General features: G+C 48.0%; 13 protein-coding genes and 1 riboswitch. Of the genes, 1 reads left to right on the top strand and 12 read right to left on the bottom strand.

Features of this window, described 5'->3' with window-relative positions; all coding sequences use genetic code 11:
• Window positions 1-159: 159 nt before the first annotated feature.
• From eno to ACY2VW_RS08065, 8 genes are all read right to left on the bottom strand, one after another.
• Window positions 160-1,461, bottom strand: a complete 1,302-nt coding sequence (gene eno / locus ACY2VW_RS08100) for a phosphopyruvate hydratase (protein WP_055217920.1) — start codon at window positions 1,459-1,461, stop codon at window positions 160-162.
• 197 nt (window positions 1,462-1,658) lie between these two features.
• Entirely contained in the window at window positions 1,659-2,087 is a 429-nt protein-coding gene (gene sufU, locus ACY2VW_RS08095; protein WP_461877716.1) for a Fe-S cluster assembly sulfur transfer protein SufU, read from the bottom strand.
• Window positions 2,077-3,294, bottom strand: coding sequence for an aminotransferase class V-fold PLP-dependent enzyme (locus ACY2VW_RS08090; protein WP_461877715.1), 1,218 nt, complete (start codon window positions 3,292-3,294; stop codon window positions 2,077-2,079). The genes sufU and ACY2VW_RS08090 overlap by 11 nt, the downstream gene beginning before the upstream one ends.
• Entirely contained in the window at window positions 3,281-4,339 is a 1,059-nt protein-coding gene (locus ACY2VW_RS08085; protein ID WP_461877714.1) for a SufB/SufD family protein, read from the bottom strand. Before ACY2VW_RS08085 ends, ACY2VW_RS08090 begins: the two co-directional genes overlap by 14 nt.
• Before the next feature lie 13 nt (window positions 4,340-4,352).
• Entirely contained in the window at window positions 4,353-5,759 is a 1,407-nt protein-coding gene (gene sufB / locus ACY2VW_RS08080) for a Fe-S cluster assembly protein SufB (protein WP_461877713.1), read from the bottom strand.
• Between the two features lie 30 nt (window positions 5,760-5,789).
• The gene (gene sufC / locus ACY2VW_RS08075; RefSeq protein WP_461877712.1) at window positions 5,790-6,542 is read right to left on the bottom strand and encodes a Fe-S cluster assembly ATPase SufC; all 753 of its coding nucleotides are present in this window, start codon (window positions 6,540-6,542) and stop codon (window positions 5,790-5,792) included.
• 175 nt (window positions 6,543-6,717) lie between these two features.
• The gene (locus tag ACY2VW_RS08070; protein WP_461877711.1) at window positions 6,718-8,040 is read right to left on the bottom strand and encodes a sodium-dependent transporter; all 1,323 of its coding nucleotides are present in this window, start codon (window positions 8,038-8,040) and stop codon (window positions 6,718-6,720) included.
• Between the two features lie 134 nt (window positions 8,041-8,174).
• On the bottom strand, window positions 8,175-8,969 hold the full coding sequence (locus ACY2VW_RS08065) for a helix-turn-helix domain-containing protein (protein ID WP_461877710.1): 795 nt from the start codon (window positions 8,967-8,969) through the stop codon (window positions 8,175-8,177).
• A 231-nt stretch (window positions 8,970-9,200) separates the two neighbouring features.
• Here ACY2VW_RS08065 and arfA point away from each other — a divergent pair, with 231 nt between their 5' ends.
• A complete protein-coding gene (gene arfA, locus ACY2VW_RS08060) occupies window positions 9,201-10,700 on the top strand; it encodes an arabinosylfuranosidase ArfA (RefSeq protein ID WP_461877709.1) in 1,500 nt (499 codons plus the stop codon).
• Window positions 10,701-10,871: 171 nt separating this feature from the next.
• Here the strand turns inward: arfA and ACY2VW_RS08055 are convergent, their stop codons facing one another.
• The 4 genes from ACY2VW_RS08055 to ACY2VW_RS08040 all read right to left on the bottom strand — a co-directional run bounded on the left by ACY2VW_RS08055 (window position 10,872) and on the right by ACY2VW_RS08040 (window position 14,425).
• Window positions 10,872-11,474 carry a folate family ECF transporter S component gene (locus ACY2VW_RS08055; RefSeq protein ID WP_461873611.1) on the bottom strand — a complete coding sequence of 201 codons (603 nt, stop codon included), beginning with the start codon at window positions 11,472-11,474 and terminating at the stop codon, window positions 10,872-10,874.
• Window positions 11,475-11,541: 67 nt separating this feature from the next.
• Window positions 11,542-11,641: riboswitch (THF riboswitch) on the bottom strand.
• Between the two features lie 100 nt (window positions 11,642-11,741).
• Window positions 11,742-12,410 carry a DUF6198 family protein gene (locus ACY2VW_RS08050; RefSeq protein ID WP_461877708.1) on the bottom strand — a complete coding sequence of 223 codons (669 nt, stop codon included), beginning with the start codon at window positions 12,408-12,410 and terminating at the stop codon, window positions 11,742-11,744.
• Between the two features lie 209 nt (window positions 12,411-12,619).
• Window positions 12,620-13,165, bottom strand: coding sequence for a Uma2 family endonuclease (locus ACY2VW_RS08045; protein ID WP_461877707.1), 546 nt, complete (start codon window positions 13,163-13,165; stop codon window positions 12,620-12,622).
• 15 nt (window positions 13,166-13,180) lie between these two features.
• Window positions 13,181-14,425 (bottom strand): glutamate-5-semialdehyde dehydrogenase, encoded by a 1,245-nt coding sequence (locus tag ACY2VW_RS08040; RefSeq protein WP_461877729.1) that lies wholly within the window; start codon window positions 14,423-14,425, stop codon window positions 13,181-13,183.
• Window positions 14,426-14,577 lie beyond the last annotated feature (152 nt).

Below are 14,577 nucleotides of genomic sequence, written 5' to 3'. Positions count from 1 at the left end.
TTCAAGTCCGCTTCAAGTCAAGTGTTTTTTCATATACCCCTCCCCCGCATGCAAGAATCCCCGGGAAACACGTTTTTCAACGGCCCCGGGGACTCTTATTTATGGTTGGTTTTAAGAGGAAGGATCTTGTCTTTTTTATGGTATTATGTTATTTACTGCTTAGTCCTGTGTCACATTAAATGCTCTTGCACCAGGGTATACAGCGGCCGTTCCAAGTTCTTCTTCGATTCGGAGAAGCTGGTTGTATTTTGCAACACGCTCGGTACGGCTCGGTGCACCGGTCTTGATCTGGCAGGTGTTCAGGGCAACAGCCAGGTCTGCGATGGTGGTATCCTCGGTCTCACCGGAACGGTGGGAGGAAATTGCGGTGTAGCCTGCTTTGTGAGCCATCTTGATTGCCTCAAGGGTCTCAGATACAGAACCGATCTGGTTCAGTTTGATCAGGATGGAATTTCCGCAGCCAAGGGAGATACCTTTTGCCAGACGCTCAGTATTGGTTACAAACAGGTCGTCACCGACAAGCTGTACTTTTCCGCCAAGCTCTGCGGTCAGCTCTTTCCAGCCTTCCCAGTCTTCTTCATCCAGAGCATCCTCGATGGAGATGATCGGGTATTTCTCTACCAGTGCTTTCCAGTGAGCGATCAGCTCTTTGGAAGTAAATACAGTGCCGGCTTTCGGCAGTTTGTATTCACCCTTGGTACCTGTCTTCCACTCGGAGGAAGCAGCATCCATCGCGATCTTGAAGTCTCTGCCTGGCTCATAGCCTGCTTTTTTCACTGCCTCAAGAATGGTCTCGATGGCTTCTTCATCGGATTTCAGAGCCGGTGCAAAACCGCCTTCATCTCCAACCGATGTTGCCAGTCCGCGCTCTTTTAAGATGGCAGCCAGTGCATGGAAGACCTCAGCGCACCATCTTAAGCACTCTTTGAAAGAAGATGCTCCAACCGGCATGATCATGAACTCCTGTACATCCAGGCCGGAAGAAAGTGCGTGGCATCCGCCGTTGATGATGTTCATCATCGGAACCGGCAGACGATTTCCGGAAACGCCGCCGAAGAAGCGGTACAGCGGAATCTCAAGTGCGTTTGCTGCTGCTCTTGCGCAGGCAATGGATACAGCCAGAATGGCATTTGCACCCAGGCGGGATTTATCTTTTGTTCCGTCCGCATCGATCATAGCTTTATCTACAGCGTAGGTATCGGATGCATCCATACCTTTTAAGGTATCGTTGATGACGGTGTTGATGTTTTCTACTGCTTTCTGCACACCTTTTCCAAGGTATCTTGCTTTATCTCCATCTCGTAATTCCAGTGCCTCAAACTCACCGGTAGATGCGCCGCTTGGTGCCATGCCGCGTCCTACAACGCCTCCTGCAAGAACAACCTCAGCTTCTACGGTTGGATTTCCTCTGGAATCCAGAATTTCTCTTCCTTTTACTTCCTCAATTTTCAGGCTCTTCACTTTTCGTGTGCTCCTTTCTCGTTTGTTTCTGGAGTTTCCCGCCTGCGAAGTGTCCAGGATCCGCAGACGGTAGATAACAATGATTGATTCGCTTTGGTTAGCCTTTACTAACTATGATTCATTATAACTAATTTTTTAAAAATTGCAAGTGGGTAAAGTGATACTTTTTCTCAGAAATGCAAAATGTTTTTCTGTTCTTATTTTTCCTGTTTCAATGCCTCTTCCAGCGTATGCCATCCAAGCACTGCACATTTCACTCTTGCCGGCATGTGGGAAATATCTTTCAGTGCACCAGCCTCCTCGAGTTCGTCAATCTCCTCGTCGGATGCTTCTCCTTTGATCATGCGCAGAAACAGATTTCCCAGGCGCAGTGCCTCGTCCTTCGTCTTTCCGATGATCATGCCGAGCATAATGTCCGCCGATGCCTGCGAAATCGCACAGCCATCGCCCACGAACGCACCGTCCGTGATCACATCGCCGTCGACTTTTAATTTCAGCCAGATATCATCGCCGCAGCTTGGGTTGACGCCCTCGAGTACGATGTCCGCATCCGGCAGATCATGCTTAAATTCCGGACGCAGATTGTGCTCCGTCAAAATTTCGTTATAAAATCCTCTACTCTCCATAGCCCATTCTCCTTCTGATTGTGGATACACTTTCGATCAGTGCATCAATCTCTTCCGGTGTATTATAAAACATCATGCTGGCTCTTGTCGAACTTCGGACGCCAAGATATTCCAGAAGCGGCTGTGCACAGTGGTGGCCTGCCCGCACATCGATGCCGTCAGAAGAAAGAATTTCGCTCACATCGTGCGGATGCACGCCGTCAATCGTAAACGAAACGATGCCCGTGTGGTTGGCCGGATCTTTGGAACCGAGGATATGAACGTACGGCAGCGCGCCGAGTCCTTCCATAGCACGTTGCGTCAGTTCCAGCTCTTTTTTCTGGATATAATCAAATCCTTTTTCCCGCAGATACCGGATCGCTGCGGCCAGCCCCACCGCACCGGCTGCATTTACCGTTCCCGCCTCAAATTTCTGCGGAACCGGTGCAAAAACGGCTCCGTCGCGGTGAACGGAATCGATCATCTCGCCTCCGGTTAAAAACGGCGGCATTTTTTCCAGCAGTTCCCGTTTTCCATACAGACAGCCGATTCCCATCGGGCCCATCAGCTTATGGCCGGAAAAGGCGAGAAAATCTGCATCCAGCGCCTGTACGTCGACCGGCATATGCGGAACGCTCTGGGCGCCGTCCACAACGACAACGGCTCCCACGCGGTGCGCCATCTCCGTGATTTTCCGGATCGGATTCACGCAGCCGAGCACATTCGATACCTGAGCAACAGCCACAAGACGTGTTCTCTCATTAATGCCCTTTTGGAGCTCCTCATCGGTCAGCTCGCCCTCACTGGTACATTCCAGATAATGGAGCTTCGCTCCAGTCATACGCGACACCATCTGCCACGGAAGCAGATTGCTGTGATGCTCCATGATTGTTACAGCGATCTCGTCGCCTTCCTTTAAAAAGTTCAGTCCATAGCTGTATGCCACAAGGTTCAGGCTCTCCGTCGTATTCCGGGTGAAAATAACCTCCTCCGGCTCTTCTGCATGGATAAACTCCTGCACCGTTTTCCGCGCTTCCTGATAGCTCTCTGTCGCCTCGAGGCTTAATGGATAGAAGCCGCGCAGCGGATTCGCATTTTTCTGTTCGTAAAATTCCTGCACTGCCGCAAGGACACACGATGGGCGCTGGGCCGTCGCTGCGTTGTCCAGATAGATCGTGTCCATTTGCAGCAGAAGCGGAAAATCTTTTCTGTTGTTATCTGTTGTCACGGTCAAGCACCTCCGCAAGCTGTGTTTTTACCTTCTGCTCGATGGCTGCATCACCGATCTTCTGGATTTTTGCCTCCAGTTTTGCCCGCGCCATCGTATTCTCCGACTGCGTGCGGTCCATGCCGCGCGCTCCGAAGTAAAACAGCGTCTCTTCATCGAGTTCCCCAATTGCCGCGCCGTGGCTTCCCTGTACGTTTTCCTCCGCGCAGAGGATCACAGGAATCGTCTTGTTGACTACATCATCGCCGAGCAGCAATACCTGTTCTGTCTCTGCTCCGACGGAATCTGCCGATCCGCGCACAAAGTCAATCGTACCGCGGAAGATCTTTTCTGCCGCATCCATCAGCGTTCCGTCTGCCTGGATCGTGCTCTCTGTCACTTTTCCGAAGTGGCGCACATTCAGGTTCACGTCAAATTTCTGCTGATTCTGCAGAAGATAACCGATTTCCGTCTGCAGCGATGCGTGATCCTTCTGCAGCTCGGTCCAGATGCCGTCATACACATCGCCTTTTCCGACAATAACCTGTAAAAGATCCAGTGCACCATTTTTCTCGCAGATGCATCCGACATCATTTAAAAGCTCCTGTCCCTCACCGCGCATCATCACCTGCACGAGCCGGATGCGGCTGTCTTTTTTCGCGTAAAGTTCTGTCCGCACCGCGAGCTGTCCCGCTGCCTGTGCCGGTTCAAATACCTCGAAAACGGTAAGGGAAGCTCCCTCTTCTGCCGCCGCACGGATCTTTCCGGATGAAACCGTCTCTTTTCCCTGTCCGATGGAAAGCGTGACCTGTTTCGTCTTCCCCTCCTTTGCAGAGACACTCCAGTTTTTCGTCTGCTCCGGTGCAAAAAGAATATCCGTCTCTTTTCCTGCCCCGGTATTTACAGTTTCCGGAAAATCCGTTATCTCATCATCCGCAGACGGCTCTTCCGCGCAGATTTCGCACGGCGCACCCGCCGCCCATTTTACTTTTGTATCATTTAATCCCAGCCAGTACCATGTTTTCGATGGAAGCTGGTTGATTTTCATGCTGTTCTGTTCTTCCATGTGTCTGGCCTCCTTATCCAATGCTGCCCTTCATCTCGAGGCGGATCAGATTGTTCATCTCCACCGCGTACTCCAGCGGCAGTTCTTTTGAAACATCATCCGCGAATCCGCTGACGATGCACGCTCTCGCATCCTCTTCCGTCATGCCGCGCGACATCAGATAAAAGACTGCTTCATCGCTGATGCTTCCGATCTGTGCTTCATGGCCGATGTTCGCATCTTTTGTACGGATATCCATCGCCGGAATCGTGTCCGACCGGGAGATATCATCGAGCATCAGAGACTGGCAGGAAACGGCTGATTTCGTGTTCTTTGCCGCTTTTGTTGCAGAGACTGACGAACGGAAGGTGCTGATGCCGCCGTCCTTCGAGATTGATTTCGTGTTAATATAGGAGCTCGTATCCGGCGCACTGTGGACGACCTTCGCTCCGGTATCGAGGTTCTGGCCCTTTCCGGCGAACGTGATGCCGGTAAATTTCATCTTTGCGCCTCTTCCTTTCAGCACGCTCATCGGGTACAGATAGGAAACGTGGGAGCCGAATGAACCGGAAACCCACTCGATTTTTCCGCCCTCCTCGACCTGCGCGCGCTTCGTGTTCAGGTTGTACATATTCTTTGACCAGTTTTCAATCGTAGAATAACGGAGTCTTGCATTCTTTCCGACAAACAGCTCCACACATCCGGCATGGAGGTTGGCCACATTGTATTTCGGTGCGGAACAGCCCTCGATAAAGTGAAGGTCCGCATCCTCATCGACAATAATCAGCGTATGCTCGAACTGGCCTGCGCCCGGTGCATTCAGGCGGAAATACGACTGCAGCGGGATTTCCACGGAAACCCCCTTCGGCACATAGACAAACGAACCGCCGGACCAGACGGCTCCGTGCAGTGCGGCAAATTTGTGGTCGGTCGGTTTCACCAGTTTCATAAAGTGTTTCCGCACCATATCCGCGTACTCTCCATGCAGCGCACTCTCCATATCGGTATAGACAACACCCTGCGCCGCAACTTCCGCGCGGACGTTGTGATAGACCAGCTCCGAATCATACTGTGCGCCCACACCGGCGAGCGATTTCCGCTCTGCCTGCGGAATGCCGAGACGCTCAAACGTATTTTTAATGTCATCCGGCACATCGGACCACTTTGCTTTCATTTTCGTATTCGGGCGGACATACGTTACGATGTCATCCATGTTCAGACCCTCAATCGACGGACCCCAGTCCGGAATCGGCATCTGGTTGTAGATCTGTAAAGAACGCAGACGGAACAGCTGCATCCAGGCAGGGTCTTTCTTCTCATCCGAAATTTTCTGTACAATTTCCGGCGTCAGGCCGGCTTTTACTTTATAGGCATCCTTTTCATCGTCTTTGAAATCATAGATGCTTCGGTCAATATCCTCTACATAGCTTTTTTCTCTCACAGCGTTTTCATCCTTTCTGTACCTTCGGTTTTACGCCAGTGACTTTTCGTATTTTCCAAATCCGTCCCGGTTGATCTCCTCTACAAGAGATGCATCGCCGGTTTTGACGATTTCACCTTCCACCATGATGTGGGTCTGATCCACCATCAGCGATTCCAGAATCTTCGTGCTGTGCGTGATGATCAGAAGACTTCCTCCGCATTTTCTGCGGTATGCCTCAATTCCGGCAGAAACGGTGCGGACCGCATCGACATCCAGGCCGGAGTCGGTCTCATCGAGAATGGCAAGGGACGGCTCGAGCATCAGAAGCTGCAGGATCTCGGCTTTCTTTTTCTCACCGCCGGAAAATCCGACATTCAGATCACGGTCTGCATACGACGGATCCATCTGCAGAACTTCCATTGCTTTTTCCAGTTCTTTCCGGAACTCAAACAGACGCATCCGTTTGCCGGTCTTTAATTCTACAGCACTGCGGATAAAAGAGCTTAAGGTTACGCCAGGCACCTCAAGCGGATTTTGAAATGAGAGAAACAGTCCCATTTTGGCACGTTCATTGACCGGCTCTTCGGTAATGTTCTTTCCATGAAACCAGATTTCACCTCGCGTCACGTTATATTTCGGATTGCCGAGCAGCGTATTGCCAAGCGTCGACTTTCCGGTACCATTCGGTCCAAGCAGTACATGTGTCTCCCCTTTTCCAATCGTAAGATTGACGCCGTGCAGGATTTCTTTTTCTTCCACATTTACCGTTAAATCTTTCACTGTTAAAAGATTTTTTCCCATATTAATATCCTCCTTATTTTGCTTTGAGGTTAAAATCTCTGTTTTCGCCTCCGATTGTAGACCTTTTTTCCGAGTATTTCAATCGGATTTATATATTTGAAAAATTTTATCAAAAAACGCGCCTGTCGCCGGAAATTTTTTCCGTACAACAGGCGCGTTTTTCAGAAACATCGCTTCAGCCGATTCCGCCAAGTGCGATTCCAAGAATCAGAACCAACACACAGATTGGCACGTAGATATATTTGCAGATCGGATAATAAAGATCTGTGAATTTGTTGTTTCTTCCCTTGTCTACCTGGGACTGCACATATTTTTTACCGCAGATCCAGAAGAACATGACTCCGGCAAGACCGGCACCGAGCGGGCAGATATAAATGGAAAGTACATCCATCCACTGGGATACGATCCCCTGAATCAGAATGGATACCACCACACCGATGATTCCGATTACACCGCAGGATGCGACTCTTCCGAGATGAAATTTTTCCTGTACCGTTGCAATCGGTGCTTCGTACAGGTTAATCAGAGAGGTAAGGCCGGCAAAAAAGACAGCGACAAAGAAAATGATTGCGATCAGCGCGCCACCCGGCATAGACTTCATCAGATTCGGAAGGAAAATGAACAGAAGTCCTGGTCCTCCTGTGTTTAACTGTGCTCCCGTAGTTGCCATCGCCGGGATAATAACCAGCGCAGCAAGCATAGCCGCGAGCGTATCAAAAAATGCTACTCTTCCGGCGGCGGCCGGAATATTTTCTCCATCTGACAAATAGGAACCATAGATCAGTGTTCCGTTTCCGGCTACAGACAGGGAAAAGAATGCCTGACCAAGCGCAAAAATCCAGGTCTTCGGATCTGCAAGTGCTTTTGGTTCCACACGGAAAATATAACGGTATCCATCCGCTGCACCGGGCTGAAAGGCAACATAGATACCAAGTGCAACAAACAGGAGAAAGAAAACAGGCATCAGCACCTTATTGACCTTCTCAATTCCCTTACCAACACCAAATGCCAGAATGATCATCGCAACCACAAGAGCTACGATCTGCCAGAAATTGTTTCCAAACGCAGATGCCATGGATTCAAACGCTCCGGCAAAATCCTCTACGCTCACAGCTGACAGTGTCTTTCCGGTAAAGGTTCCGATCATGTACCTGAAAATCCACCCCATGACAACCGTATAACCGATCGCCATTGCCAGAGAACCCAGCACCGGAATCAGACCAAGCGCCTCTCCGGCTTTTCGTTTTCCTTTCGTTTCACATGCAAAACCGAACGCATCAACCGGACCGGATCTTGTGGCACGGCCAAAACTCATCTCTCCGCTCACACCGGTAAAGCCGATCAGTGCAACGAACAGAAAATACGGAATCAGAAAGGAACCTCCTCCGTACAAAGAAACCCGGGTAGGGAACATCCAGATGTTGCCCATTCCCACTGCAGAGCCGATGCAGGCCAGGATAAATCCCCACCGACTGTTAAATGACTCTCTCTTTTTCATACTGCTCTCCCTTTTTCTTACTTTTTCTGAAGATATCATGGCCAAAGTACCTTTTGACTCCAATATCTTCTGAATATTTTAGCATAAGCTATTGGGAAAAGCTATAGCATTTCTCATCTTCCTGCAACTTCACTTTATATTTTATGCTTTTTTCCGCCTTGCTGCTGCCATTCCCGCGGAGAACAGCCGCAGTGGCGTTTGAAATAGCGGCTGAAATGAGACAGATTGGAAAAACCGCAGATTTCCGCGGTCTGTCCGATGGAAAGTGCCTGATTTGTCAAAAGATTTTTCGCTTTGTCGAGCCGTACTTCAATCAGATCGCTGTGCGGGGTGCTGCTGAAAAACTGTTTGTAATAAGAATAAAACTGGCTTTTTTCCATATTGGCCATCTGGCAAAGCTTTTCTGTCGTCCAGTCTTTCTCATAATGGCTCAACATCTTAAGGCGCAGCTCCTGGAATTCCTGATACAGTCCGGCCGGCTCCTCTGCCGTTTTCTGGTACAGCCGCATACCGCGCGATGCCGTGATCATCATCTGACGAACCAGTGCTTCCTCGTATTCCACTGCGTATGGATCTTTCACAATGTATTCCCTCTGCAAAAGGCGAATCAGCTCATCAATTGCTTCCGTGTTCTGTGGATAAAAAACGGTATTCTGCGGAATTCCATACGTTTCACCCAGATTCTCACCGCACCAGAAATGGACATAGCTGTTGCGAAACTTCTGAACAGCCTGATAATGCTGCTCGTGATCCGGCGTGTAAAAAAGGCAGGCATTTTCCTGTGCAATGAAAATCGCAGTTCTGTCATACACCTTCATCGGCGTTTTAAACAGCAGAAACAGATAGTCCCCGCTACCCTCCGGCCGATATATTGTCTCATAATCGGCGTTGGATCTATTATATTCACAAATATGAACTGAAAATTCCATTCTTCTCGTTTCCCCTTTTCTTTTCTTCTCCCTATTTTACCGCAAAACCGGAAAAAAAGTCAAATTTGCCGGACAAAAATCTCTGGTTTTTTTCTATCTTCCTGCTAAAATTGAAACTATCCAAAGCGAAAGCGAAACGGTGGAATAAAATCACGGACACGCCAGTGATCCTTTGTTTTTCTGGATCGTGTCTGAAAACGAACATTTCTTTTAACAGGAGGATTTTTAAGTATGAAAAAAGCAGAGATTATCATTGACAAATATTTTCTCACCGGAAAAGTTGACAAACGAATCTTCGGTTCCTTTATCGAACATCTGGGACGCGCTGTTTATGAGGGCATTTATCAGGAAGGAAGCACCCTCTCCGATGAGCAGGGTTTCCGAAAGGATACACTGGATCTCGTCAAAGAGCTTCAGGTTCCAATTGTCCGCTATCCGGGCGGAAACTTTGTCTCGGGCTATCACTGGGAAGACAGCGTAGGTCCGAAAGACAAACGGCCTGCAAAACCGGATCTTGCCTGGGGCGTCATCGAGACAAATGAGTTTGGTCTGAATGAGTTTGCGGACTGGTCAAAAAAAGCCGGCAGTGATATTATGATGGCCGTTAACCTCGGAACCCGCGGACCGGAGGATGCCAAAAATGTGCTGGAGTACTGCAACTTCAAGGGTGGCACCTACTACAGCGATCTGAGAAAATCTCATGGTTACCAGGATCCGCACAACATCAGGCTCTGGTGTCTCGGCAACGAGATGGACGGACCGTGGCAGATGGGACACAAGACCGCTTCCGAGTACGGACGTATTGCGGCAGAAACTTCCCGTCTGATGAAATTCATGGATCCGACAATTGAGACCGTTGCCTGCGGAAGCTCCAATCTTACGATGCCAACCTTTGGTTCCTGGGAGTATACGGTTCTGGACGAATGCTATGATGAGGTGGATTACCTCTCTTTACACCAGTATTACGGAAATTATGCAAATGATACGGTTGATTTTCTGGCAAGCTCCAAGGGTATGGATGATTTCATCTCCGGTGTAGTTGCAATCTGCGATGCAGTCAAAGCGAAAAAACACGGCAAGAAACAGATCAACCTCTCCTTCGATGAGTGGAACGTATGGTATCACAGCAACGAACAGGATCAGAAACTGGAAAAATGGGTACGTGCACCTCATCAGCTTGAGGATGTTTACAACTTTGAGGATGCACTTCTCGTCGGAAGCATGCTGATCACACTCCTGCGCCACGCAGACCGTGTGAAGATTGCCTGCCTTGCACAGCTTGTCAACGTTATCGCCCCGATCATGACATCCGATACCGGCGCATGGCGTCAGACCATCTTCTATCCATACATGCATGCAAGCGTATACGGTCGTGGAACCGTCTTAAATACACAGGTTCTGACTCCGGTTTACGAGAGCAAGACATACGGCGAGGCTCCGTATCTTGATTCTGTCTGCATCTGGGACGAGGAAAACGATGCGCTGACCATCTTTGCAGTTAATAAGAGTCTTGATGAAGATATGGAAGTCTCCTGCGATCTGCGTCAGTTCGAAGGATATCATCTGGCGGAGCACATTGTGCTGACAAACGATGATCTGAAAGCAGTCAACACAGAAGCCAATCCAAACCATGTTGTTCCGACCCTTTCGACTGCTACAAGACTGGAAAGCGGAAAAATGCATACCGTTCTTGGAAAACACAGCTGGAATGTAATTCGTCTTATGAAGTAAGTTAAAAAGGACTGCGGCAGGATTCCCGTAGTGGGATCTCCTGCCGCAGTCCTTTTTCGCTTTTTTTCCGACAAAACCCATCCGCTTCCTTTTTTGTTCTGGCGGACAGTTCTTTTTCCTGCAGATCGGTACAATATACCGTTTTAATCGTTTCAATTTTTTTGAATCTTTTTATCTCTGTGCCTGTGCAGCGGTTCTTGCATGGAACATACGGAATACACCAGTCTGCTCGATCAGTTTCGTCAGGCTATAGAAAATGATGGAATCAATCGGCCACATGATCAGGTTCTTTAAAGCACGAGCCGGAAGAAGTACCATGATTCCTTTTCCGTATAACATGCTGATCCAAAGAGTATTCAATAATACGTTAACAATCAGCATAACAATAAACTTGGCCAAAAGCACACGTTTGATGGTCAGCTTTTTACGATAGAAGAAGCATCCGTACAGGAAGGATGCCAGCATCGCATTAAATGTGAATCCGAAAAAGAACGGGCCGTTTGGTTTCAGGAAATATTTCACGACATCGAGAATACCGGAAAAAAGACATCCTGTTACCGGTCCGAACAGGTAATCCACGAGGCGGTTCGGAATTCCGGAGAATCCGATACGAACGTACGGTCCGATATCAATCGACGCTACCTGGTTCAGGATCATAGCCAATGCAGCAAACATAGCACAGGCGGCAAGGGTGGGGACTGCTTTCAGCTCTTTTGCTGACTGCAGAAACATGTTTTTTGTTTCTTTTGTTGTTTCATTTGTGTTTTTTTGCATAAAAAAATTACCTCCTTTACAGATATCTGACTACAATAGGAGATAATCTCTTGTCTCTATCTTCTGTTGCAGCGAGATGCAATTCATATACCGCAAGATTTTCTCTTTTCGTCTCCCTGGCTACTCTCTATCCCTGGAGCACTTTACGCATATGAACTTACTCTGCAGTTGTTTTTGTCCTGCTTATTATATAGTAAAATCCCCTTGGTTTCAAGAGGATTTTACATTTTTTTCCAGGAATTTTGCAGAAAAAATGACACATATTTTTTATGGTCTCTCCGGTGATAAAGCCGAAACAAAGACAATTTTTTTATCCAGCAGATTTCCCATCAGCGCAATTCCTTTTCCCATCGTAAAAGCGGCTGCTACAGTTCCGATTCCAAGGCCTTCCATTCTTCCAAGCCCAAAGAAAGTCAGCAACGCTGTCACCGTAAGGCAGGTAACGTCGAAGCCGATTTTTATTCTGGAGTACGGCACTTTCGTGATATCCGATACCTCTCGCGGAAACAGATCTGTCGGGACAATCGGGAGCTTGCAGCGGTTCGAAAGCGCGATGCCGAAGCAGAGAATCAGATAGCTCAGAACAAAGTACAGCACACGGAGCGGCAGATTCAGTGGCAGACGCGTAATCCAGAGTTCATGAAGATCCATCAGTTCTCCAAAGACAAATCCGACAGCAAAACTGAACAGATAAGTAGGAACAAATTTCTTCCGCATAATCATCAGCGTACAGACAAGCAGCCCCTGAAAAGTATACGTCCACGTTCCAAGTGTAAGACGCGGCATAACCTTCTGAAGCGCATACGGCACACTCGAAATCGCCGAAATTCCAGACCCGGAATGTAGCATCAAAAGAACGCCGAGACTGTTCAGGACAACAACCGCCAAAAGTGCCAGCTCTCCGCGCATGACTTTTTTTTCTGTTTCGTTTTTCATAATAACTTTTCCTCGATTTCTCTTTTGATTCCATACATCCCCCACACCTGCCACCAGGGATTCCGGAGATGTACTTTTTAACCAAGGGAATATTATAAATGATATATATAAAAAATTCAATATGAAATTCGAATGCTTGTTCTTTTCACAAAAAGCAAAGCACCAATGGATTTATTTTCCATTGATGCCTTATTTTTCTGTCTTTGTATTTACAGCTCAATTTCTGCAAAGTCAATATAGAGATCTGGATAAATGCCAGCCTTTACTTTGTCTTTGAAAGAGTATTCTTCTGAATCATCATTTTCAAAATCCCAAACAGTAATCCTATCTTTCGCTGGATCAACAATCCAATACTCTCGAACACCCGCCGTGCGGTACTTAAATAATTTTGTAGAGTAATCCATTCTTTTACTTGATGGGGATACTATTTCAATTACCCAATCCGGTGCTCCGTTGCATCCTTTATCGTTTAATTTGTTGGGGTCACAAACAACTAAAATGTCCGGCTCCACATAGTTATACTCATCTTTATTAAGAAATACTGCAAACGGAGCAGCAAGCACTTTACATGTTCCTTTATGCTGTTTGATATAAGAATAAATGTTTCCTGCTATTTCTGTGGAAATAAGCTGATGTGTAAAACTCGGCGTAGGAGCCATATAATAAATCTGACCGTCAATTAATTCGGCGCGCTCTCCATCTGGAAGGTTATAAATATCTTCTACTGTATATGTTGATTCTTTTGGTAATGGCATATTTTGAACTCCTTTCTATGGCCGAACCTGTCCATTCCCGTATACAATATTTTTAATTGACGTCAGCGCCAGCAGTCCCATTGGGCCTCTGGCGTGGAGTTTTTGGGTGCTGATTCCGATTTCGGCGCCGTAGCCGAATTCGAAGCCGTCGGTGAAGCGGGTGGATGCGTTGACGTAGACTACGGCTGCATCGATTTCGTCCAGGAATTTCTGGGCGTGGGTGTAGTTGTTGGTGATGATTGCTTCGGAGTGTTTTGTGTTGTAGTGGTTGATGTGTGCAATCGCTTCGTCGATGGAAGAGACGGTTTTGATGGACACGATGTAGTCGAGATACTCTTTTCCCCAGTCCTCTTCTGTCGCTTCTTCTGCTTCCGGCATGTATTCTCTTGCCTTTTCGTCTGCGCGCATTTCCACATGTTTTTCTTTTAATCGTTCCTCCAGAACCGGGAGCAGTTTTTCACGTACATTTTCGTGCACCACAATCGATTCACACGCATTACATACGCCGACGCGCTGTGTTTTTGCGTTCAGAATAATATCCACTGCCATGGAAAGATCGGCTGTCTCATCCACGTAGATATGGCAGTTTCCGGTTCCCGTCTCAATCACCGGAATCGTGCTGTTTTCCACGACAGCGCGGATCAGTCCGGCGCCGCCGCGTGGGATCAGGACATCGACATAGCGGTTCATCTTCATAAACTGCGCCGTCGTCTCGCGGGAGGTATCTTCGATCAGAAGCAGGGCGTCTTCCGGCACCTGCTCCTCTTTCAGTGTTTTCCGAAGAGAGGCAACAATCGCCGTATTCGAGTGGATTGCATCGCTTCCGCCTTTTAAAATCACGACATTTCCCGTTTTGAAGCAGAGTGCAAATGCATCCGCCGTCACATTTGGGCGTGCCTCGTAGATGATGCCGACAACACCGAGCGGAACACGTTTCTGTCCGATCAGAAGACCGTTCGGGCGTTTTTTCATTCCCAGCACTTCCCCGATTGGGTCATCCAGTTCGGCTACCTGACACATGCCTTCTGCCATTGCTTCAATCCGGCTTTTGTCCAGAAAGAGCCGGTCCAGAAGTCCCTGAGACATGCCTTTTTCTTTTCCATGCTCCATATCCAGCGCATTGGCCGCGATAATCGTTTCGGCGTCTGCCACAAGATTTTCCGCTGCTTTTTTCAGCACACAGTTTTTCTTCTCCGTCTCCATGATTCGAAGCACTGGCTCCGCCTGGCGGGCTCTTGTTCCGATTTCTTCCAGATTCATCATATTCGTCTCCTCCCTAAAATAATATAGTTAATTACATCTAATCATAGACAAGTGTGTTTAGCTCGCATTCTCAAACCAATAGATTTTTGAATATTTCCATAGTAATTTGCACTTTCTCGCATTAACTTTTTTACAATGTTTTGTTGGGC

It is taken from the genome of Fusicatenibacter sp., from assembly GCF_977045365.1.
This window is presented reverse-complemented; position numbering and strand designations above follow the sequence as displayed.

Bases quoted from the DNA above. Each gene is read 5' to 3' on its own strand.
- ACY2VW_RS08070 (WP_461877711.1), bottom strand. From the start codon at position 8,040: ATGAAAAAGAGAGAGTCATTTAACAGTCGGTGGGGATTTATCCTGGCC.
- ACY2VW_RS08050 (WP_461877708.1), bottom strand. From the start codon at position 12,410: ATGAAAAACGAAACAGAAAAAAAAGTCATGCGCGGAGAGCTGGCACTT.
- sufC (WP_461877712.1), bottom strand. From the start codon at position 6,542: ATGGGAAAAAATCTTTTAACAGTGAAAGATTTAACGGTAAATGTGGAA.
- ACY2VW_RS08065 (WP_461877710.1), bottom strand. From the start codon at position 8,969: ATGGAATTTTCAGTTCATATTTGTGAATATAATAGATCCAACGCCGAT.
- sufU (WP_461877716.1), bottom strand. From the start codon at position 2,087: ATGGAGAGTAGAGGATTTTATAACGAAATTTTGACGGAGCACAATCTG.
- ACY2VW_RS08040 (WP_461877729.1), bottom strand. From the start codon at position 14,425: ATGAATCTGGAAGAAATCGGAACAAGAGCCCGCCAGGCGGAGCCAGTG.
- arfA (WP_461877709.1), top strand. From the start codon at position 9,201: ATGAAAAAAGCAGAGATTATCATTGACAAATATTTTCTCACCGGAAAA.
- ACY2VW_RS08085 (WP_461877714.1), bottom strand. From the start codon at position 4,339: ATGGAAGAACAGAACAGCATGAAAATCAACCAGCTTCCATCGAAAACA.
- ACY2VW_RS08045 (WP_461877707.1), bottom strand. From the start codon at position 13,165: ATGCCATTACCAAAAGAATCAACATATACAGTAGAAGATATTTATAAC.
- ACY2VW_RS08055 (WP_461873611.1), bottom strand. From the start codon at position 11,474: ATGCAAAAAAACACAAATGAAACAACAAAAGAAACAAAAAACATGTTT.